This window comes from Enterobacter sp. 2VL (genome assembly GCF_005503595.1).
GTDB classification, from domain to species: Bacteria; Pseudomonadota; Gammaproteobacteria; order Enterobacterales; family Enterobacteriaceae; genus Enterobacter; species Enterobacter cancerogenus.
Window position 1 is genome coordinate 486,360 of the sequence record NZ_SCNE01000002.1, and the last position, 20,273, is coordinate 506,632.

General features: G+C 60.2%; 18 protein-coding genes. 9 read left to right on the plus strand and 9 right to left on the minus strand.

Annotated elements, in window-relative coordinates:
• Positions 1-3 precede the first annotated feature (3 nt).
• The gene (gene entC / locus FFS28_RS06735; RefSeq protein ID WP_137849108.1) at positions 4-1,179 is read right to left on the minus strand and encodes an isochorismate synthase EntC; all 1,176 of its coding nucleotides are present in this window, start codon (positions 1,177-1,179) and stop codon (positions 4-6) included.
• Positions 1,180-1,366: 187 nt separating this feature from the next.
• Here entC and fepB point away from each other — a divergent pair, with 187 nt between their 5' ends.
• The gene (gene fepB, locus FFS28_RS06740; RefSeq protein WP_137849109.1) at positions 1,367-2,326 is read left to right on the plus strand and encodes a Fe2+-enterobactin ABC transporter substrate-binding protein; all 960 of its coding nucleotides are present in this window, start codon (positions 1,367-1,369) and stop codon (positions 2,324-2,326) included.
• 83 nt (positions 2,327-2,409) lie between these two features.
• On the opposite strand, the gene entS is transcribed toward fepB, so the two are convergent.
• Complete coding sequence (gene entS, locus FFS28_RS06745; protein WP_137849110.1) at positions 2,410-3,645, minus strand: enterobactin transporter EntS; 1,236 nt, start codon at positions 3,643-3,645, stop codon at positions 2,410-2,412.
• 108 nt (positions 3,646-3,753) lie between these two features.
• Between entS and fepD the strand changes: the two genes are divergently transcribed.
• The 3 genes from fepD to fepC are packed head-to-tail and all read left to right on the plus strand — an operon-like array spanning position 3,754 to position 6,538.
• Positions 3,754-4,758, plus strand: coding sequence for a Fe(3+)-siderophore ABC transporter permease (fepD, locus tag FFS28_RS06750; protein ID WP_137849111.1), 1,005 nt, complete (start codon positions 3,754-3,756; stop codon positions 4,756-4,758).
• Positions 4,758-5,747, plus strand: a complete 990-nt coding sequence (gene fepG / locus FFS28_RS06755; RefSeq protein ID WP_137849266.1) for an iron-enterobactin ABC transporter permease — start codon at positions 4,758-4,760, stop codon at positions 5,745-5,747. Before fepD ends, fepG begins: the two co-directional genes overlap by 1 nt.
• Positions 5,744-6,538 (plus strand): iron-enterobactin ABC transporter ATP-binding protein, encoded by a 795-nt coding sequence (fepC, locus tag FFS28_RS06760; RefSeq protein ID WP_137849112.1) that lies wholly within the window; start codon positions 5,744-5,746, stop codon positions 6,536-6,538. Before fepG ends, fepC begins: the two co-directional genes overlap by 4 nt.
• Before the next feature lie 82 nt (positions 6,539-6,620).
• Here fepC and entF read toward each other — a convergent pair whose 3' ends face one another.
• Genes entF through fes form a run of 3 tightly spaced genes read right to left on the minus strand, consistent with a single transcriptional unit; the run spans position 6,621 to position 11,900 of the window.
• Complete coding sequence (gene entF / locus FFS28_RS06765) at positions 6,621-10,478, minus strand: enterobactin non-ribosomal peptide synthetase EntF (RefSeq protein ID WP_137849113.1); 3,858 nt, start codon at positions 10,476-10,478, stop codon at positions 6,621-6,623.
• Positions 10,475-10,687 (minus strand): MbtH family protein, encoded by a 213-nt coding sequence (locus FFS28_RS06770; RefSeq protein ID WP_137849114.1) that lies wholly within the window; start codon positions 10,685-10,687, stop codon positions 10,475-10,477. The genes entF and FFS28_RS06770 overlap by 4 nt, the downstream gene beginning before the upstream one ends.
• A 10-nt stretch (positions 10,688-10,697) precedes the next feature.
• Positions 10,698-11,900 carry an enterochelin esterase gene (gene fes, locus FFS28_RS06775; protein WP_137849115.1) on the minus strand — a complete coding sequence of 401 codons (1,203 nt, stop codon included), beginning with the start codon at positions 11,898-11,900 and terminating at the stop codon, positions 10,698-10,700.
• A 262-nt stretch (positions 11,901-12,162) separates the two neighbouring features.
• Between fes and FFS28_RS06780 the strand changes: the two genes are divergently transcribed.
• Both FFS28_RS06780 and entD read left to right on the plus strand, forming a co-directional pair.
• Positions 12,163-14,412 carry a TonB-dependent siderophore receptor gene (locus FFS28_RS06780; RefSeq protein WP_137849116.1) on the plus strand — a complete coding sequence of 750 codons (2,250 nt, stop codon included), beginning with the start codon at positions 12,163-12,165 and terminating at the stop codon, positions 14,410-14,412.
• A 153-nt stretch (positions 14,413-14,565) separates the two neighbouring features.
• Positions 14,566-15,234, plus strand: coding sequence for an enterobactin synthase subunit EntD (gene entD, locus FFS28_RS06785; protein WP_137849117.1), 669 nt, complete (start codon positions 14,566-14,568; stop codon positions 15,232-15,234).
• Here the strand turns inward: entD and FFS28_RS06790 are convergent.
• From FFS28_RS06790 to FFS28_RS06805, 4 genes are read right to left on the minus strand one after another with little or no spacing between them, the layout of a single operon-like run.
• Complete coding sequence (locus tag FFS28_RS06790; RefSeq protein ID WP_137849118.1) at positions 15,197-16,036, minus strand: metal ABC transporter permease; 840 nt, start codon at positions 16,034-16,036, stop codon at positions 15,197-15,199. The two genes, entD and FFS28_RS06790, sit on opposite strands and share 38 nt — an antisense overlap.
• Complete coding sequence (gene sitC, locus FFS28_RS06795) at positions 16,033-16,890, minus strand: iron/manganese ABC transporter permease subunit SitC (RefSeq protein ID WP_006177065.1); 858 nt, start codon at positions 16,888-16,890, stop codon at positions 16,033-16,035. Before sitC ends, FFS28_RS06790 begins: the two co-directional genes overlap by 4 nt.
• Complete coding sequence (sitB, locus tag FFS28_RS06800; protein ID WP_137271742.1) at positions 16,887-17,690, minus strand: iron/manganese ABC transporter ATP-binding protein SitB; 804 nt, start codon at positions 17,688-17,690, stop codon at positions 16,887-16,889. The genes sitC and sitB overlap by 4 nt, the downstream gene beginning before the upstream one ends.
• Positions 17,691-17,692: 2 nt before the next feature.
• Positions 17,693-18,604, minus strand: coding sequence for a metal ABC transporter substrate-binding protein (locus FFS28_RS06805; protein WP_137849119.1), 912 nt, complete (start codon positions 18,602-18,604; stop codon positions 17,693-17,695).
• A gap of 212 nt (positions 18,605-18,816) precedes the next feature.
• On the opposite strand from FFS28_RS06805, the gene FFS28_RS06810 reads away from it, so the two are divergent.
• The 3 genes from FFS28_RS06810 to FFS28_RS06820 are packed head-to-tail and all read left to right on the plus strand — an operon-like array spanning position 18,817 to position 20,230.
• Positions 18,817-19,377 carry a type IV secretion protein Rhs gene (locus FFS28_RS06810; RefSeq protein WP_137849120.1) on the plus strand — a complete coding sequence of 187 codons (561 nt, stop codon included), beginning with the start codon at positions 18,817-18,819 and terminating at the stop codon, positions 19,375-19,377.
• Positions 19,374-19,730, plus strand: a complete 357-nt coding sequence (locus tag FFS28_RS06815; RefSeq protein ID WP_137849121.1) for a putative T6SS immunity periplasmic lipoprotein — start codon at positions 19,374-19,376, stop codon at positions 19,728-19,730. Before FFS28_RS06810 ends, FFS28_RS06815 begins: the two co-directional genes overlap by 4 nt.
• Positions 19,730-20,230 carry an Hcp family type VI secretion system effector gene (locus FFS28_RS06820; RefSeq protein WP_137849122.1) on the plus strand — a complete coding sequence of 167 codons (501 nt, stop codon included), beginning with the start codon at positions 19,730-19,732 and terminating at the stop codon, positions 20,228-20,230. The genes FFS28_RS06815 and FFS28_RS06820 overlap by 1 nt, the downstream gene beginning before the upstream one ends.
• The last annotated feature ends 43 nt before the right edge of the window (positions 20,231-20,273 follow it).

The window sequence follows — 20,273 nt, forward strand, 5'->3', positions numbered from 1 at the left end:
TCCTTAGTGCAAGCCAAATACGTTGAGCATGGTGGAGAGTTTCACTCCGGTTTCACGCCACTCACCCACCGGCGAGGAGGCAGGCACAATGCCCGCACCGGCAAACAGGCGAACGGTATTTTCATGCAGGCGCGCGCAGCGGATGGTCACCACCCACTCGCCGTTACCTTCGCTGTCGCACCAGCCAACGATGCCGCCGAACAGCTCGCGGTCAAACGGCTCGAGCTCGGCGATCAGCTGTTTAGCCGCCTGATGCGGGAAACCGCTCAGCGCAGGGGTCGGGTGCAGCAGGCAGGCCAGAGTCAGGGCGTTTTCGTTTTCACGCGCCTCGCCTTCAATTGGGGTAGCCAGGTGCCACAGCGTCGGCGTGGTGATCAACTGCGGAGAAGACGGCATGGTCAGCTGATGGCTGCGCGGTGCCAGAATGGCGTTCATCGCCTGGGTTACCAGGTCGTGCTCGTGGCGGTCTTTTTCAGAGGCCAACAGCTTGTTGCCCGCCTCGCGATCCAGCACATCGTCCGGCTGACGGCGCGCGGAGCCTGCCAGCGGCAGCGAGCTAAAGTGCGCACCCTCTTTGCGCAGCAGCAGTTCCGGGCTGGCACCAAGCAGCACACCGCCGTCCTCCAGCGGAACGTGGAAGTTAAAGCTTGCCGGGTTCTGTGCGATCAAACGCTCAAGCAGCGCACCGCTATCAATGGTTTTGTCGGTCTCGATATCAATCAGGCGCGACAGCACGACCTTATTCACCTGCGGGGTGGCGGTCAGCGCCGCAGCGCGGGCGACCATCTCTTCAAACACGGGCTGAGCAGGGATCTCGGTGCGCTTTTCCACGTTCAGCGTCTGTGCGCCGGAGAAATAGCGGGAAGACTGCTGGCGCGCCGGGCGAGAGAAGGTCTGCCAGCGTTGTGGGATAAACAGGGACGACGGTTTGCGGGTATCGAACGGGATGGCACCCACCATGATCGGATGGGCAATGCCGCTGGCTTTTGCGTGCCCGAAAGCCTGGGCTAATTTTTGCTGGAAATGGCCGGCCGGATCGTCGCTGCCGACGGCGGACTCAGCGAAACGGGCAAAACAGCCTGAGGTGGTAAAACTGCGATAAGGCGACATAAAGAAAAAGCTGTCTGATTGCAGCGTGGTCGCGGTGTGCTGGATGTCCTCAGCCAATGACGTATCCATATCATCCTCCTAAAATGATAAAAGCAGTAATAATGATTATCATTTATATTTTCGACGGCTAACCTAATCGCACAGCGCCCCGGTGTCAACCGCAGAGCAAGCAACTTGTGCGACTAACGCTTGCATCCCTCTCGCGCAATCATGAAAATGAGAAGCATTAACTTCAACAAAAACAGGATGCCGCGTTGTGAAATTCCCTGCCATTTGCCGTAATGCCCTTCTTTTAACAGCACTTTTTGTTTTAGGACTAACCTCAGCTGCCGCCGCCGACTGGCCTCGTCAGGTGAGCGACAGCCACGGCGTTCACACCCTTGAGAGCAAACCGACGCGCATTGTCTCTACCAGCGTGACCTTAACCGGCTCCCTGCTGGCGATTGACGCGCCGGTGGTTGCCAGCGGAGCCACCACGCCAAACAACCGCGTGGCCGATGCGCAAGGATTTCTGCGTCAGTGGGGGGATGTCGCCAGACAACGTAAGCTCGCGCGGTTATACATTGGCGAACCGAGCGCCGAAGCGGTAGCGGCCCAGATGCCGGACCTGATCCTGATCAGCGCCACCGGCGGGGATTCCGCGCTGGCGCTTTACGACCAGCTTTCCGCCATCGCGCCGACGCTTGTCATTAACTACGACGACAAGAGCTGGCAGGAACTGCTGACACAGCTGGGGACCATTACCGGTCAGGAAAAGCAGGCCGCCGGACGCATCGCCGCGTTTGATAAACAGCTCGCGCAGGTGCAACAGCAGATAACGCTGCCGCCGCAGCCGGTGAACGCCATCGTCTACACTGCCGCCGCGCACAGCGCCAACCTGTGGACCCCGGAGTCCGCGCAGGGCAAGCTGCTGCACCAGCTGGGCTTTACGCTGGCCAACCTCCCCGCCGGGCTGCAAACCTCCAAAAGCCAGGGTAAACGCCACGACATTATTCAGCTGGGGGGAGAAAACCTGGCGACGGGGTTGAACGGTGAAGGGTTATTCCTGTTTGCCGGTGACCAGAAGGATGTAGAGGCGATTTACGCCAATCCGCTGCTGGCCCATTTACCGTCGGTGAAAAACAAGCGCGTCTGGGCGCTGGGGACGGAAACCTTCCGCCTGGATTATTACAGCGCGATGCTGGTGTTGCAGCGTTTAGAGGCAATTTTTGGGTAATGCCTGCGCCCGGTGGCGCTTCGCTTACCGGGCCTACGGGTGCAAAATGTAGGCCGGGTAAGGCGAAGCCGCCACCCGGCAAATCACGCCGGAGCACTCTCCTGCCTGAACCGCCGCAACTCCACCAGCGCCAGCACTAAAATCCCGCCAACAAGGGCTAATGCAAACCCGCTGCTGCTCGCCGACGCCACCGGGGTCATCATCGAGCCTAATCCCCCGAGGATCGCCGCGCCAATCGCATCGCCCGTCACGTTCTGCGCGGTCCACAGGCCGTTGATGCGGCCCAGCATCCCTTCCGGCGTCTGGGTCTGGATCAGGGTGTACTGCAGCAGCGAACTGATTGCGCTAAGCCAGCCGAAAATGACCAGACACAGCACGCCCAGCGCCCACACCGGCATCAGGCTGAAGAAGCCAATCGCGATAAACGCCGCCAGGGTCGCCAGCAGCACGATCAGCCCTGGCCGCGCGCTGTGCGCCAGATTTCCACTGGTCAGCGCGCCACAGGCCGCGCCGAGCGGGATCGCCGCATATAATATACCAATCTCCGAAGCGCTCATCTGCCACTCGCCCGCCAGCGCCGGATACAGCACACGCACCGCGCTCGCCATCGTCAGCAGGCCGCCAATCAACGCAATGCCGCCAATCAGCGGGTTGCTGAACAGAAAGCGGATCGCCGCCATCAGCGATTTCAACGGGTGCTCGCGCGGCTGCTGCTGCGGCGGCAACTGCGGCAGACGCAGCAGCGTCAGCGTGGTGATAAAGGTCCCCGCCGCTGCCAGCCCGTAGTTCCATGCCACGTTGCCGGTGGCGAGCAATAATCCCCCCACCATTGGCGAAATCACCGAACCGAGACGCACGGTAAGCATGGTGATCGCCCCGGCCTGCATCAGATTCTCGCGCCCCACCAGCGCAGGCGTGGCCGCCAGCAGCGCCGTCACGCCTAACGAGGCAAAGAAGCCGTCCCATAGCCCCAGCGCGTAAATCGCGATCAGCGATGGCTCCGGCAGCATGGCGTTCAGACACAGCCCGACAAACCCCACCCCGCAGGTCCCACGCGCCAGCAGGATCAGCTTTTTACGCTCGTAGCGGTCCGCCAGCACGCCGCCGACCATCAGGCCGATAAACATCGCCCCGCCGGTTAAGGTGACGGACAACCCCACCAGCCAGCTGGAGTGGGTCATGGCCTGGATCTGTACCGGCACGGCCACGCCGAGCAAGCCGAGAGATAAAATCGAGATAAAGCGGGCGATAAAGACGGCACGAAACGCCGGGTGGGTCTTCAGCAGGCTTAGATTGAGCAGCCAGGATTTTTGATTCATGACAAGGCCTTGAGTGTATTTCTACCAATTTCATGGCGGCACATGCTAACATAGCCAAATAAGATAGATAACGATAATTACTATCATTATCAAATCATGGATGTTGCTATGTCGTTTTCCTCTTCTGCGGTGCGCGCCATTGCCGTGCCCGTTTTATTGCTGCTGTTACTCCTCGCGATGGCACTCAGCCTGCTGGTCGGCGCGAAGCCGCTTCCCGCGTCGGTGATTGTTGATGCGCTGTCCGGCAGCTGTCAGAGCGCCGACTGCATTATCGTGCTTGATGCCCGTTTACCCCGCACCCTTGCCGGGCTATTGGCGGGCGGCGCCCTCGGCCTTGCCGGTGCCCTGATGCAAACCCTTACCCGTAATCCATTAGCCGACCCCGGTATTCTCGGCGTGAACGCCGGTGCCAGCTTTGCCATCGTGCTTGGCGCGGCGCTGTTCGGCTTCACTTCACCGTCAGAACAGCTGGTGATGGCCTTTTGCGGCGCACTGTCGGCCTCGCTGGTGGTCGCCTTTACCGGCAGCCAGGGCGGCGGCCAGCTCAGCCCGGTGCGTTTAACCCTTGCAGGCGTGGCGCTGGCGGCGGTGCTGGAAGGGTTATCTAACGGCATCGCCCTGCTTAACCCCGACGTCTACGATCAATTACGCTTCTGGCAGGCTGGTTCGCTGGATATCCGCACCCTCGAAACGCTCAGCGTGGTGGTGATCCCGGTGATCATTGCCGCCGCCGTGGCGCTGTTTTTAAGCCGGGCGCTGAACAGCCTGAGTCTTGGCAGCGACACCGCGACCGCGCTTGGCAACCGCGTGGCGCGCACGCAGTTAATCGGCTTACTGGCGATTACCGTCCTGTGCGGTAGCGCCACTGCGGTGGTGGGCCCGATTGCCTTTATCGGCCTGATGATGCCGCACATGGCGCGCTGGCTGGTGGGGGCCGATCACCGCTGGTCGTTGCCCGTCACCCTGCTGGCAACCCCGGCCCTGTTGCTGTTCGCCGATATTCTGGGGCGCGTACTGGTGCCCGGCGAACTGCGCGTTTCGGTGGTGAGCGCCTTTATCGGTGCGCCGGTGCTGATATTCCTTGTCCGCCGCAGGCGCGGAGGTGGCGCATGATGGCCCCATCCCGTCGTTTAGCGGTCAGCGTGTCTCTGCTGGCGGTCGCCACCGTGCTGCTTGCGGCCTGGAGCCTGCGCAGCGGCGCGGTGACGCTCGATTTCACTCAGGTCTTACATGCCCTGTTCGGCAGTGCGCCACGGAATATCACGATGGTGGTCACGGAGTGGCGACTTCCGCGGGTAGCGATGGCGATCCTCGTCGGCGCGGCGCTCGGGGTCAGCGGCGCGATTTTCCAGTCGCTGATGCGCAACCCCCTTGGCAGCCCGGACGTGATGGGCCTCAATACCGGGGCGTGGAGCGGCGTGCTGGTGGCGATGGTGCTGTTTGGTCAGCACCTGACGGCCATCACCTTTACGGCAATGGCCGGGGGGATTTTAACCTCGCTGCTTATCTGGGCGCTGGCCTGGCGCAACGGCATCGACACCTTCCGGCTGATCATCATCGGCATCGGCATCCGCGCCATGCTGATGGCGTTCAACACCTGGCTGCTGTTACAGGCCTCGCTGGAGACCGCGGTCTCCGCCGGGCTGTGGTATGCCGGTTCGCTTAACGGCCTGACGTGGGGCAAAGTCTGGCCCGCCGCGCCGCTGATTTTACTGATGTTCATCGGCGCGCTGCTGCTGGTGCGGCGTATGCGTCTGCTGGAGATGGGCGACGACACCGCGAGCGCACTCGGGGTGGGCGTCGAGCGCTCACGCCTGCTGCTGATGCTGGTTGCGGTGTTGCTCACCGCCGCTGCCACCGCCATCGCCGGGCCGATTTCGTTTATCGCGCTGGTGGCCCCGCACATAGCGCGGCGGGTCAGCGGCACCGCGCGCTGGGGCTTAACCCAGGCGGCGCTGTGCGGATCGCTTTTGCTGCTGGCCGCCGATCTCTGCGCCCAGCAGCTGTTTATGCCGTATCAACTTCCGGTGGGGGTAGTGACCGTCAGCCTTGGCGGGATTTACCTCATCGTCTTGCTCGTTCAGGAGTCACGCAAGAAATGACAGACTCAACCCCCCGCTTGCGCGGCGAAAACTTAACCCTCGGCTATGGCAAAAAGATCGTTGCCCGGGACCTGACCGTCGCCATTCCGGACGGCCACTTTACGGCGATTATCGGCCCCAACGGCTGCGGTAAATCGACCCTGCTGCGCACCCTCAGCCGCCTGATGACGCCGGTGGCGGGCAGCGTGTTCCTCGACGGGGAGCAGATCCAGCGCTTCGCCAGTAAAGAAGTGGCCAGACGTATTGGGCTGCTGGCACAAAACGCGACGACGCCGGGCGACATCACGGTGCAGGAGTTGGTTTCGCGCGGGCGCTACCCGCACCAGCCGCTGTTCACCCGCTGGCGCAAAGAGGATGACGACGCGGTCAACCGGGCCATGTGCGCAACGGGCATCACCGATCTTGCTCAGCAGAGCGTGGATACCCTCTCCGGCGGCCAGCGCCAGCGCGCGTGGATTGCGATGGTCCTCGCGCAGGAGACGTCGATCATGCTGCTGGACGAACCGACGACGTGGCTGGATATCAGCCATCAGATTGACCTGCTGGAGCTGTTGAGCGATCTAAACCGCACGCAGGGTTATACCCTGGCGGCGGTGCTGCACGACCTGAATCAGGCATGCCGCTACGCCACGCACCTGATTGCCCTGCGCGACGGCGAGATCGTGGCGCAGGGCGCGCCGAAAGAGATTGTGACGCCGGATCTGATCGCGCGGATCTACGGCATGCGCTGCATGATTATTGAGGATCCGGTGGCGGGTACGCCGCTGGTGGTGCCGCTGGGTCGGCGGTAATCGCCGGGTGGCGGCTTCGCCTCACCCGGCCTACATTTTGCCCCCGTAGGCCCGGTAAGCGCAGCGCCACCGGGCATATGCTCTACCCCAATATCCCCTTCAACACCGGTCCTATCCCCTCAAACGCCTGCGGTGAAATGATATCCACGTGGGCGCAATCCTGGCTGTAGACCTCCAGCTCACCCACCCACGGTGCCCAGGCGACCTGCGGATCCATCGTGCGCGTGCGCTCGGCGACAAACAGCGTCGCTTTGCCATCAAACCGCGAGCTGTGCGCCGTGGTGAGCAGCCGCACCGCATCGGCGTAATTACCTTCAATGGCGGTAAACAGCTCGCTGGAGCCTTGCCCCTGCTGCGCGGCAATAAACGCCTGGCGCTCGCGCTCGATTTCAGCCAGCACGTCCGGATCCAGACCGTTGGCCTCTTTCTCCGCCCAGTTCTGGGTTTCCGGCGGCCAGGTATCGAGCAGGCCGAGGAACGCCACCGTTTCACCTTGCTCGCTAAGGCGCGCGGCAATGCCCTGCGCCAGCGTGCCGCCCAGCGAGTAGCCAAACAGGTAGTACGGCCCGTGCGGCTGCTGCTTACGCAACGTCTTCAGATGATGTTCAATTACGCCGTCCAGATCCGCACACTGCTGCATCGGCCCGTTCGGGCGCGGGGACTGAATGCCGATAATCGACCAGCGCGGGCTGAGATAGCGCGCCAGCACGCTGAACTGCCAGGCAAAACCGGACGCCGGATGGAAGCAGAACAGCGTCGGGCCGTCGCTTTCGCGCAGCGGCAGCAGGGTTTCATACCCCAGACGCTGCGCCTGCTCGTCGCTCATCTGCGATCCCAAGAGCTCGCTGAGCTTGCCGACCGTCGAGGCGACCATGATCTGCCCCGGCGTGACCTTGCGTTCACACGTGCGGCTCAGCTGTGCCGCCAGGCGCATTGCCAGCAGCGAGTGTCCGCCGAGGGCAAAGAAATCGGCCTCGATATCCTTCACCTCGCAGCCCAGCAGCGCGGAGAACGCCCCGGCAACGGCGATTTCGGTTGCCGTTTCGGGTGCGCGCCCAGAGGGGGTACGGGTCAGCTCCGGCAGCGGCAGCGCCTTGCGATCCAGCTTGCCGTTGGCGCTTAACGGCAGCGCGCTGATTTGCAGCAGCACCACCGGCACCATGTGCGGCGGCAGTTGCGCTTTCAACGCTGCCAGCAGCGCATCGCGATCCAGCGGCAGGCCGGATTCAGAGACGACGTAGCCCACCAGCTGACGGGCATCGCCGCCCGTGGCCGCCGCCTGGTTGATCACGCAGGCGTGCGCCACGGCCTGCGCTACGTCCGGCAGCGACAGCATCGCGCGGTCGATTTCGCCCAGCTCAATACGCTGCCCGCGAATTTTCAGTTGGTCGTCGCTGCGCCCCAAATATTCCACCGCGCCGTTCTCCAGCCAGCGGGCGACGTCGCCGGTGCGGTACATCCGCTCGCCGGGGGCAAACGGGTCGGCAATAAAGCGGCTGGCGGTGAGGTCCGGGCGGCCAAGATAGCCCTGCGCCAGCTGGATGCCGGTAAGATAGAGATCGCCCGCCACGCCAAACGGCACCGGGCGCATCATCGCATCCAGAATACGCAGCCCGGTGTTCCAGACCGGGAAGCCAATCGGCACGCTGTTGCCCTCGACCGCCGCCAGTTCCGGGCCAAACGCCGGATACCAGCTCACGTCCACCGCCGCTTCCGTGGGGCCGTAGAGGTTATGCAGCGGCGCGTGGGTAAGCTGCTCCCACTCACGGCACAGCCCGGCTGGCAGCGCTTCGCCGCTGCAGAACACCTTATCGAGCGTTTTACAGCAGCCAGCGGTTTCCGGGGTCAGCGAGGCGACAAACGCCGCCAGCATAGACGGCACAAAGTGGGTGGTGGTCACGCCGTAGCGCGCGAAAAAGCGCTGCATCGCCTGCGGATCGCGGTGCGCGTCCGGCTCGGCCATCACCAGCTTCGCCCCGGCGATAAACGGCCACCAGAACTCCCACACCGATACGTCAAAGCTGCACGGCGTTTTTTGCGCCACCACGTCGCGCGCGGTCAGCGGGTAGTGATCCTGCATCCACATCAGGCGGTTGACGATGGCGGTATGCCCCACCATCACCCCTTTCGGGCGGCCTGTCGAACCGGAGGTAAAGATGATGTACGCGGTCTGCTCCGGCGTCACCAGCCGCAGAGGTTCAACATCCGTGCCCGGCAATAGTGTGTTGTAACTAAAGGAGGCGATAGGCAGATCGCTAAAGCGCGCCAGCTGCTCGTCGGTGGTAATCAGCAGCGAAGGCTTCGCGTCCTCCAGCATCATCCGCAGGCGATCGTCCGGGTAGCCGGTATCGAGCGGCAGCCATGCGGCGCCTGCTTCGACGATGCCGTGCAGCGCCAGAGTCAGGAACACCGAGCGCGGCAGCGCCACCGCCACGCTGTCGCCCGGCTTCACGCCGCGTTCACGCAGCAGTTTCGCCAGCGCGACGACCTGCTCGCGCATCTGGCGATAGCTCAGTTCAATGTGCGCATCCGCCAGCGCCGGGGCGTCCGGCGTGTTGCTCGCCTGCTCCGCGACCAGCGCTGCCAGCGTGGTTGCCGGTACGTGATGCCCGGTGTCGTTGATGCGCGCGAGCTGTGCGTACTCTGGCTCCGAAACGGTCTCGACCTCACCGCAGCGCAGGTCCGGATTGGCCGCAAACTGGGCCAGCATCGCGTTCAGGCGCGCGACGTGGCGCTTAAGCGTCGCCTCATCGTAGCGCTGTTTATTGGCGAGGATCTCAATGCTCAGCCCTCCCTGCTCGTCCGGGAACAGCGCCAGTTCAAGGTCGTTAACCGGGCCGGTCGCCAGCGTGTGGGTGGTGGCCTCCACGCCGTCGATATTCAACTGGTAATCGAACACCTTGACGTTCAGTACCGGGCCAAACAGCGCCTCGTCTCCCGCCGCACGCCCGGCGTCGCGGACGATCTGCTCGGCGTCGTAGCGCTGATGACGGCGCATTTTTTTTAACTGGTTCGCCAGGCGCAGCGCCAGCTCCGGCAGGCGCGCCTGCGGATCGATATTTACCGCCAGCGGCAGCACGTTGAGCACCGGCCCGGTGGCGGTTAGCGCTGCGGAACCCATGCGGCGCATAAAGATAAACCCGGCGGCGTAGTCCAGTCGCCCGGTCAGGCGGCCCAGCCACAGGGCCACCAGCGCAAGCGCCAGATCGGTACGCTGCACCTGCCCTGCGGCCTGCGCAAGCTGGCTAAACGCGTGGCGGTCAGCAACCATTTTCAGTCGCAGAATATCAGTGGTGGCCGCCCGACCCGGCAACGGCGCGGCGGAAAGCGAGACCGGAGACGGCAGCTGCCTGCGCTGTTCGGCCCAGAAGGCACCGTCGCGCTGATATGCGTCGCTGTCGCGATAGCGCTGATACTCTTCCACCACCTCGGCAAATGGCGTGAACGGCGAGGCTGGGGTAGCTTCACCGTTTTTCCAGGCACGATAAATCGCGGCGATCTGGCGGGTAATGGCCGGGAAACTGAAGCCATCCACCACTAAGTGGTGATAGCGCTGATACCAGTACCAGTGCCCCTCGCCTACCTGAATCAGCTGATGAAACGCCAGCGGCTGACCGCCGTCCACGCGCAGGTTTTGCTGAAGGTCGACCTCCATCAGCGCCACGGCTTCGTCATGCGAACCGACGCTTACCACCGACGGCGCCGCTAAAATCATCGATTCATCAACCCATTGCCACACTTCGCCGTTATCTTCGGTGAAACGCGTGCGCAGGGTATCGGCCTGCATCATGCCCTCGACAATGGCTTTTGCCAGCAGCGGCACGTCGATGTCGCCCTTAAGCTCGGTGTAGTGCGCCACGCTCCAGGCGTTTGGCAGGGAGGAGAGCTGCTCTGCCATCCAGATGCCCGGCTGAGCGGCGACGAGAGGAAGACGGTTCATACGCTCTCCTTCGCAAAATGAGGCGGCACAAGGGTTTGCCAGTGTTCGGCCAGCCACTGCTGGCACGCTTCCTGAGACTGCGGCTCGCAGACCACGTGCCAGCCTGCGGGCAGATCGCACTGCTGCGGCCACAGGCTGTACTGCGCCTGGTCGTTACGCAAAATGGCGAACTGTCCCTGCGGATTATCGAAAGGATTGCTGAATTCCATACAGACTCCGTTAGTGAATAAGCGGCTGCCAGAGGGTCATTAGCCCCTGCGTCAGCCCACCGCGCCAGCAAAGCGCATCGTGTCCGCCGTCAACCTGACGCCAGATAACCGGTTGCTGTGTGTGTTGTAGTTCGGCGTAAATCGCCTGATTTGCGCGGAAGATAAGCGGCTCGTTGCGCCCGGCCTCAAGGACAATGCGCAGCCCGTGTGCGGTTTTTTCACCCGCTTTGAGTTGTTCGATAAGCAGCCCGTCCTGCTGCGCGCCACGGTGCGGCCACCAGAAGGAGCCGGACTGGCTGAGCACGCAGCCAAACCGCTGCGGCCAGTTCAGGCCCGCATAAAGGGAGGACAGCCCGCCGAAGCTCTGCCCCGCCACCAGGGTACGATCGGCTCGGTCGCTGAAGGGCGTCATGGCTTTCACCTGCGGGAGAAGCTCTTCCTGCACGGCCAGCCAGAACGCAGGGTTGCAGGGCAGTTCGCGGCTGCGGTGCGCGGTATCAATGACGTCGATCAGCACGTAAACCGCAGGCGGCAGCTTGCGCGCCGCGGTAAGCGCCGTCAGCGCAGGCCATACGGGCATACTTTCGGCCCAGAACTGGCCGTCGAGCAGCACCGCCAGCGGGCGTTCGGGGCTGGCGTCACCGGTGGTAAAAATCCAGACGCGGCGGCGGTTGCCCAGCCGCGCGCTGTTCCATTCAATACAAACAGGCCGGGTGTAAGGCGTTTCAGGATGGTTCCAGCCCGGCTGAAGCGGGGCCTCGGGCATTTCGAGCGCCGAGACGGCGTGACCGCGCCCGCCGCGCCAGCTCTGCGGGTTCAGCGGGTCGGATACCGCGTGCGGGAGGAGCTTGCGCCAGCCTTCACGCAGCGCCATGCGGTCCGGCTGTTCGCCCGCAAACACCGCGTCGGCAAAATCGTGTTCGTTATCAGAAGGGATAAAACAGTAGCTGCCGCGCCATTCGGGGCTGAACTCGCCCTGCCACTGCCAGACATCGGTATCGGGAAGGCGTTCGAGAGACTGCGGACGAGCATTTTGATGGTGATCGGTAACGCCAGTGATATAGAGCCAGACGCGCTGCGTCGGCGATGTGGCCTGCGTGCCCGCCGGATCGCGCCACCAGAACGTGACGCGATACTTCTCTCCGTCGCGAACCCACTCCGGCCCGGTTTTCGACTGCCACCAGGCTTCACTTCCCGTTGTTAACGCCGTCACTATAACCTCATGTTTAACGAGTCATTTTTTGTTGTAAGACAAAAATTATTGATAATATTATTGATAATATTATTGATAACTATTTGCATTTGCAATAGCGTAGTGCCCGCGCTGTGGGAAGCGCGCTCATAAATTAATCATGCCACGAATTGTGTGCGCTCGAGGACAGGGCTGCTTACGCAATGGCGGGTGACAACATGCCGCCTCCTCTCCCTTTCGGGAACGGAGACCAGGGGATGCGGCGCGAAAAGCAGGACGTACAATGAATAAGAAGATTCACTCTCTGGCCTTGCTGGTCAACTTAGGGATTTACGGCGTCGCGATGCCTGCGCTGGCTGACGACACCGCCACCAGCGCGCAGCACGAAGACACGATGGTGATCACCGCCGCAGAGCAGAATCTGCAGGCACCCGGCGTATCAACCATCACGGCTGATGAAATCCGTAAAAACCCGCCCGCTCGCGACGTCGCCGAAATCATCCGCACCATGCCGGGCGTAAACCTGACCGGTAACTCCACCAGCGGCCAGCGCGGCAACAACCGTCAGATTGACATTCGCGGCATGGGGCCGGAAAACACCCTGATCCTGATCGACGGCAAGCCCGTTACCAGCCGCAACTCGATCCGACTCGGCTGGCGCGGCGAGCGCGATACCCGCGGTGACACCGGCTGGGTGCCGCCAGAGATGATCGAGCGCATCGAAGTGATCCGCGGCCCGGCCGCAGCCCGCTACGGTAACGGTGCGGCAGGCGGCGTGGTGAACATCATCACCAAAAAATTCGATGACCAGTGGCATGGCTCCTGGAACACCTACCTGAACGCCCCGGAACACAAGGACGAAGGGTCTACCAAGCGCACCAACTTCAGCCTGAGCGGCCCACTGGGCGGCGACTTCAGCTTCCGCATGTTTGGTAACCTCGATAAAACCCAGGCCGATGCATGGGACATTAACCAGGGCCATCAGTCCGACCGTACCGGTGCCTACGCCGACACGCTGCCGGCAGGCCGTGAAGGGGTCGAGAACAAAGACATCAACGGCGTGGTGCGCTGGGACTTTGCGCCTATGCAGTCCCTGGAGTTTGAGGCGGGCTACAGCCGCCAGAACAACCTTTACGCCGGCGACACCCAGAACACCAACAACGACAACAGCTCGAGCGGCCTGGTGAAGAAAAACTACGGTAAAGAGACTAACCGTATTTATCGCCAGAATTTCGCGGTGACCTGGAACGGCGGCTGGGATAACGGCATTACCACCAGCAACTGGGCGCAGTACGAGCACACCCGCAACTCGCGTCTGGGCGAAGGCCTGGCGGGCGGCCTTGAAGGTCTGTTCAACAGCAATAAATTCACCGACACCGACCTGGCCGACGTGATGCTGCACAGTGAGATCAACCTGCCAATTGATTTCCTCGTCAACCAGAACCTGACGCTCGGCACCGAGTGGAACCAGCAGCGTATGAAGGACTCGACCTCTAATACGCAGGCCCAGCAGGGCGGCACTATTCCCGGCATGAGCGACGATCGCAGCCCGTACTCCTCGGCGGAGATCTTCTCGCTGTTTGCCGAGAACAACATGGAGCTGACCGACAGCACCATGCTGACCCCGGCGCTGCGCTTCGACCATCACACCATCGTTGGCAACAACTGGAGCCCGTCCCTGAACCTGTCGCAAGGTCTGGGCGACGACTTCACCCTGAAGATGGGTATCGCGCGCGCCTATAAAGCCCCGAGCCTGTATCAGACCAACCCGAACTACCTGCTGTACAGTAAAGGCCAGGGCTGCTACGCAAGCTCCGACGGCGTGGGCTGCTACATGATGGGTAACGACGATCTGAAAGCCGAGACCAGCATCAACAAAGAGATTGGCCTTGAGTGGAAACACGACGGCTGGCTGGCCGGTGTGACCTGGTTCCGCAACGACTACCGCGACAAGATTGAAGCGGGCTATGCACCAATCGGCCAGACATCCACCAGCAAAGTGTCCACTGATATCTATCAGTGGGAAAACGTGCCGAAAGCGGTGGTAGAAGGTCTTGAAGGCTCCCTGAACGTGCCGGTCAGCGACACGATCAACTGGACCAACAACATTACCTACATGCTGCAGAGTAAGAACAAAGAGACCGGCGACCGTCTGTCGATTATCCCGGAGTACACGCTGAACTCTACGCTGAGCTGGCAGGTGCGTCAGGACGTCTCCCTGCAGTCGACCTTCACCTGGTACGGCAAGCAGCAGCCGAAGAAGTACAACTACAAAGGCCAGCCGGTTACCGGGTCTGAGAAAGACGAAGTCAGCCCGTACAGCATTGTTGGCCTGAGCGCGACCTGGGACGTGACCAAAAACGTCAGCCTGACCGGCGGCGTGGATAACGTGTTCGACAAGCGCCAGTGGCGCGCGGGGAATGCCCAGACTACCGGCAACACCACCACCGGGGCGTATATGTACGGTGCAGGCGCCTATACGTATAATGAACCAGGCCGAACCTGGTACATGAGCGTGAATACGCACTTCTAAGGTGAACGCAAAACGGCAACTTCGGTTGCCGTTTTTAATTTTCCCCCTCACCTTTGTTCGAACGAGCGGGTTTTCGTTTTTCTCCCTCTCCCCGTGGGAGAGGGTCGGGGTGAGGGCATCAGGCCGCACAACTCCACAACGTCAGGACAAAACATGCGCACCACCCACTCCACATTTCGTCTTGCCGGACACGCGGTCCATCAAATCATCTTCAACCCTGCAACCGTCACCGACGCCGATCTTCTCTGGCTCCCCCATCACGATACGCTGGCTCACGCCGCGCCCAAACGGAAAGCCGAACACCTGGCCGGCCGCCTCGCCGCCGCCCATGCCCTGCGGGACTACGGCATCACATCCATACCGGCTATCGGCAGCAGCGGGGAGCCGCTGTGGCCTGTCGGCGTGACGGGCAGCATCAGCCATACGGCCACGCGGGCGCTGGCCGTTGTCACGCAAAGCGGGCTAACGGGTATCGACGGGGAAATCATCCTCGCGGATGACGAAGCGGAGGAGATCAAAGACGGGATAGTGAGTCCCGCCGAGGACGCGTTGCTGCGCCACGCCGCCCTGCCGTTTGCGCAGGCGCTGACGCTGGCGTTTAGCGCCAAAGAGAGCCTCTTTAAGGCGCTGTTTTCACAGGTTCACGCGATGATGGGCTTTGACAGCGCTCGCGTCACGGCGCTCGACGAGACGAGCCTGACGCTGGCGCTGACCCGCCCGCTGGCGGGGTTTGCGCAGGATGATGCCTTCACGCTGTACTGGCTGCGCGACGGCAACACGCTGATCACACTGCTCCCGCCCGTTCCCGCCGCTTCGCGCTAACGCTGGTTGCCGCAAAGGTAACAATAAACACCAGCGCGAACAGCACCACGATGGTCGGCGCGGGCGCGCTGTCGAGAAAGAACGAGAGATATACCCCGCAGACCGACACCAGCCCGGAGACCGCCACCGCCACCAGCAGCGCGACGTGGAAGCGTCGGGTGAGCAGCACCGCAATCGCCCCCGGGGCAATCAGCAGTGAAATCGACAGGATGATCCCCACCGCTTTCAGCGTGGCGACAATGGTCAGCGAAACCATGCACAGCAAGCCGTAGTGCAGCCAGCGCGTGCGTAATCCGCTGGCCTGCGCCTGCTGATAATCAAAGCAAAACAGCAGAAACTCCCGCCACTTCACGCCGATAACCAGCGCGATGAGCGCGGCGACGATGCCGCTTTGCAGCATGTCCGCCCCGTTAATGCCCAGCATATCGCCAAACAGAATATGGTCGAGGTGCACTTCCGGCTTCACGGCTATGTACAAAATCAGCCCGGCGGCGAACATACCGGAAAAGACGATGCCCATCACGGTGTCCTGCTTGATGCGGCTGTTGTCCTTGAGATAACCCGTTGCCACCGCGCAGAACAGCCCGGCGACAAAAGCCCCGATCGCCAGCGGCAGACCGGCCATCCACGCCAGCACCACGCCGGGGAAGACCGCGTGGCTCATGGCATCTCCCATCAGCGCCCAGCCCTTCAGCACCAGGAACACCGATAGCAGCGCGCAGGGAACGGCGACCATCAGCGAAATCAGCAATGCGTTGTTCATGAACGCAAACTGGAAGGGTTCCAGTAACAGGGTCATCATGGCTGCACCTCCAGCGCCGCACGCGCCCGTCGGCGGTTAGCCAGTACGCCGTGCTTCGGCGCGAAGACAAACGCCAGCAGAAACAGCAGGGTCTGCGCCACCACGATAATGCCGCCGGTCGCGCCGTCGAGATAATAGCTCGCCCACGCGCCGAGGAAGCTGGTGATACTCCCGATGGCAACCGCAATCATCAGCAGGCGCGGGAAACGGTCCGTGAGCAGCCACGCCGTCGCGCCGGGGGTCACCACCAGGCAGATAACCAGGAATGCGCCGACGGTTTGCAGCGCCGCCACCGTCGAGACCGCCAGCAGCGTGAAGAATAAAATCTTCAGCCGCTCCGGACGCAGGCCGATCGCCCGCGCGTGGTTCTCATCGAAAAAGGTGACCATCAGATCCTTCCATTTGAACAGCAGGACCAGCATCGATACCACGCCGATGATCGACAGCTGGAGGATATCTTCCGGCGCGATGGCGAGGATATTGCCCAGCACGATAGTCTGGATGTTCACGGAGGTGGGGTTCAGCGACACCATAAACAGCCCCAGCCCGAAGAAGGAAGAGAAGATCAGGCCAATTATCGCATCCTCCTTCAGGCGGCTGCGCTGGTTAAGAAACAGCATACTGCCCGCCGCCAGCCCGCCGGATAAAAACGCCCCGAGCGAAAACGGCAGCCCAAGCATATACGCTCCCGCAACGCCCGGCACAATCGAGTGCGACAGCGCATCGCCGATCAGCGACCAGCCTTTGAGCATCAGGTAGCACGAGAGAAACGCGCACAGCCCGCCCACCATCGCCGAGACCCACATCGCGTTGAGCATGTACTCATAGCCAAACGGTTCCAGCAGCGCGTTCATGCTCCCTCCCGGCGGTGCGTGACGAAGGGCCGCTCGTCATCGGTGATGATGCGCTCCTCCGAGCCGCTCAATACCACGTGGCGCAGCACGCCGCTAAACGCGCGCTCAAGGTTCTCTGCGGTGAAGGTGGTTTCCGTCGGGCCGCTCGCCAGCACGGTGCCTTTGACCATCACCGTGTAATCGCAGAATTCGGTCACGGACCCGAGGTTGTGGGTCGACACCAGCAGGGTTTTGCCCTCGTCGCGAAGCTCGCGGAGCAGGTCGATAATTTTAGCCTCGGTTTTGACATCCACGCCGGTAAATGGCTCGTCGAGCAGGATCACCTCCCCCTGCTGGGCGATGGCGCGCGCCAGGAAGATACGTTTCTTCTGCCCGCCGGACAGCTCACCAATCTGCCGGTGGCGCAGATCGAGCATATCGACACGCTCCAGCGCCTGCGCCACGATGCGCCGGTCGTTCTCTTTGGGACGGCGCATAAACCCCATGTGGCCGTAGCGCCCCATCATCACCACATCCTCAACCAGCACCGGAAATGACCAGTCGACCTCCTCGGATTGCGGAACATAGGCCACCAGATTCTTGCGCAGCGCCAGCGAGGGCGGCATCCCGAGAATGGAAATCGTACCCGACGCGCGTACAAAGCCCATCACCGCCTTGAACAGCGTCGATTTACCGGACCCGTTCACCCCGACCAGGGCGGCAATCGACCCGCCCGGTACGCTGAACGACGCTTCGCGCAGCGCAGTATGGCCGTTGCGGTAGGTGACGGTGACGTCCTTTACGACAATCCCCTCGTGCATAGTTACTCCTTCATGCCGTCGCGGATGCCCTGTACCAGGGTGCGGGTGGTGACGTTCAGCAGATCAAGATAGGTGGGCACCGGACCGTTTTCCGCGCTCAGGGAGTCCACGTACAGCACGCCGCCGTAGTGGATACCCGTTTCGCGCGCCACCTGCCGTGCAGGCTTGTCGGAGACGGTGCTTTCGCTGAATATCGCCGGAATATGATTCGTCTTAACGCTGTCGATGACCTTACGCACCTGCTGAGGCGTGCCCTGCTGATCGGCGTTGATCGGCCAGAGATACAGCTCCTTCAGCCCCAGATCCCGGGCGAGATAGGAGAATGCCCCTTCGCTGGTCACCATCCAGCGCTTGTCTTGCGGGATCTCCGCCACCTGCTTGCGCAGCGGCTCAAGGGTGTGGGTGATTTTCTGCTTGTAGGCCTCGGCGTTGCGGGCATAGGTATCGGCGTTAGCCGGATCGTATTTCGCCAGCGCGTCGCGGATATTATCGACGTAGATCAGCGCATTATCGGGTGACATCCACGCATGTGGGTTCGGTTTACCATTATACGGCCCTTCGGTAATGCCCATCGGCGTAATGCCTTTCGTCACCTCCACTTCCGGCACACCGTTGAGGTGCTGATAGAAGCGCTTAAACCACAGTTCAAGGTTCATGCCGTTCGAGAGGATCAGCTGCGCCTTCTGAGCGCGCTTGATGTCGCCCGGCGTCGGCTGATACTCATGGATTTCCGCGCCTGGTTTGGTGATAGAGGTGACCTCTGCGGCGTCCCCTGCCACGTTTTTCGCCATATCAGCGATAACGGTAAAGGTGGTGATGACCTGGAACTTTTCAGCCGCTACCGCGCCAGTGGTGGTCACGGCGGTGAACAGCGCGCCAAGCAGCAGTCTTTTCAATCCTTGCAGTGGGTGCATCGCAGACGTCTCCTGATATGGTTAAAATCAAAGCACAATTAGCCCGTGCTATATTGTATAGCACAGGCTATATTTAAATGAAAATGGTTATCATTAAAGTTATGTCAGCGATGGCTGTCAGTGGGTAGTTTTAGGAATAGTGCGTTCTTTTTTCTCTCTCACTCCGGAGTAAGATTTACAGCCAATACCCATAAAAAATAAAGGGATTTGGCATGCCTGTTAACGAAAGGATTTACCCCACATCGGGAACGCCGATTAACCCGGGAGGGGTCCGACAGCTCACGATGGGTGAAATCGCCCTCGCGAAGACGCTTTATGGTTACAGCATCCTTTATCATCTGGTGTGGGTGCACAGGGAAAGTTATCTTCCCTTTAATTTGCAACCTGTAAACGTAGCGATGACTCCCAACGGTGAAATGTGGTTTAGAGAAGACACCTATTCCCCAGATTTTTCATTAGAAACACTGCTAGATAAAAAACATCTCTTCATGCATGAAATGATGCATGTCTGGCAAGCCCAAAAAGGGATGTTTGTCAGAACAAGGGGATTATTCTCTGGTATTGCTGACTACTCCTACAGTTTAGATAAAGTCGATCTATTGCATTACGGATTAGAACAGCAAGCATCGATCGTAAGTGACTACTGGTTATTACAATTTTATGGGTTTGAAAAATATAAATTCCTGCCAAAATATCGAAATATTAATTCGAATGAACCCGTTTATTCTCTCCTACAAAAATACAAAACAATTTTAAAAGGATTTCCAGGATGAAAACTATTACACTCATCTTCCCATTAGCTATTATCCTGACGGGGTGTCCTGGTAGCCCGTCTTTATCTCATCCCAGAGCTACTTTTATTGGCGGTGACCATGTATGTTTTAGTATTGATAAAAAAGATGTCGTGAACTATTACACTATTGATTCCAGCAAAGGCCCTGATATTACTAATATCGTTAGTTCGGGTCGTAATATACTAAATTTGTCTTATCCTGATAGTTGCATAAAGGTGAATTGGGCGTATGGCTATACCTATGTTATTAGCTATGGTTTAAACAATAAAAATTATCATCATGAATTCTTTATTGACAATGATGGACAGATTACTAATTTAGGAGGATTGTAATGTCTTTACCCGCTTACTTATTTCTCTACGATGAGAATGGAATGCTTGTCCAGGGCGACTGCATGATGCCAGGCCGTGAAGGCGCTATCGAGATCATGAACAGCAGTTACGGCATAAAGCAGGCAGTCGACAGTCATACCGGCAATATGACCGGAACACGGCAGCACGGACCGGTTACTCTGCATAAGCAATTAGATAAAGTCAGCCCCTATCTTGCCGTTGCTGCTTGCGAGGGCAGACGTCTGCAAAAAGCCATTATCAAATATTATGAAATTGTTGAAGCGGGAGTAGAAAGAGAGATCTACACCATTACGCTTGACAGCGTGGTGATCTCATCTCTGGATTTCACACATGTCTATTACCCCGGCAGCTCAGCGCCGAATATGCATGAAGTGGTAGGACTACGATTCCGAAGTATTCAATGGAATTATGTAAAAGGGAATATTCTTTATGGGGATGCATGGATGAAACCCGCGCAGAAGGAAGAAAGCACGCCATAATTAATAAAATCCGCGCTAATTATTTTGATGACGCAATATCTCT

Excerpts from the sequence above, each read along its gene's own strand:
- entF (WP_137849113.1), bottom strand. The coding sequence starts at position 10,478 with ATGAACCGTCTTCCTCTCGTCGCCGCTCAGCCGGGCATCTGGATGGCA.
- FFS28_RS06820 (WP_137849122.1), top strand. The coding sequence starts at position 19,730 with ATGTCTTTACCCGCTTACTTATTTCTCTACGATGAGAATGGAATGCTT.
- fepG (WP_137849266.1), top strand. The coding sequence starts at position 4,758 with ATGGCCCCATCCCGTCGTTTAGCGGTCAGCGTGTCTCTGCTGGCGGTC.
- sitC (WP_006177065.1), bottom strand. The coding sequence starts at position 16,890 with ATGAACGCGCTGCTGGAACCGTTTGGCTATGAGTACATGCTCAACGCG.
- FFS28_RS06815 (WP_137849121.1), top strand. The coding sequence starts at position 19,374 with ATGAAAACTATTACACTCATCTTCCCATTAGCTATTATCCTGACGGGG.
- FFS28_RS06770 (WP_137849114.1), bottom strand. The coding sequence starts at position 10,687 with ATGGAATTCAGCAATCCTTTCGATAATCCGCAGGGACAGTTCGCCATT.
- FFS28_RS06810 (WP_137849120.1), top strand. The coding sequence starts at position 18,817 with ATGCCTGTTAACGAAAGGATTTACCCCACATCGGGAACGCCGATTAAC.
- fepC (WP_137849112.1), top strand. The coding sequence starts at position 5,744 with ATGACAGACTCAACCCCCCGCTTGCGCGGCGAAAACTTAACCCTCGGC.
- sitB (WP_137271742.1), bottom strand. The coding sequence starts at position 17,690 with ATGCACGAGGGGATTGTCGTAAAGGACGTCACCGTCACCTACCGCAAC.
- fepD (WP_137849111.1), top strand. The coding sequence starts at position 3,754 with ATGTCGTTTTCCTCTTCTGCGGTGCGCGCCATTGCCGTGCCCGTTTTA.
- entC (WP_137849108.1), bottom strand. The coding sequence starts at position 1,179 with ATGGATACGTCATTGGCTGAGGACATCCAGCACACCGCGACCACGCTG.
- entS (WP_137849110.1), bottom strand. The coding sequence starts at position 3,645 with ATGAATCAAAAATCCTGGCTGCTCAATCTAAGCCTGCTGAAGACCCAC.
- FFS28_RS06780 (WP_137849116.1), top strand. The coding sequence starts at position 12,163 with ATGAATAAGAAGATTCACTCTCTGGCCTTGCTGGTCAACTTAGGGATT.
- entD (WP_137849117.1), top strand. The coding sequence starts at position 14,566 with ATGCGCACCACCCACTCCACATTTCGTCTTGCCGGACACGCGGTCCAT.
- FFS28_RS06790 (WP_137849118.1), bottom strand. The coding sequence starts at position 16,036 with ATGATGACCCTGTTACTGGAACCCTTCCAGTTTGCGTTCATGAACAAC.
- FFS28_RS06805 (WP_137849119.1), bottom strand. The coding sequence starts at position 18,604 with ATGCACCCACTGCAAGGATTGAAAAGACTGCTGCTTGGCGCGCTGTTC.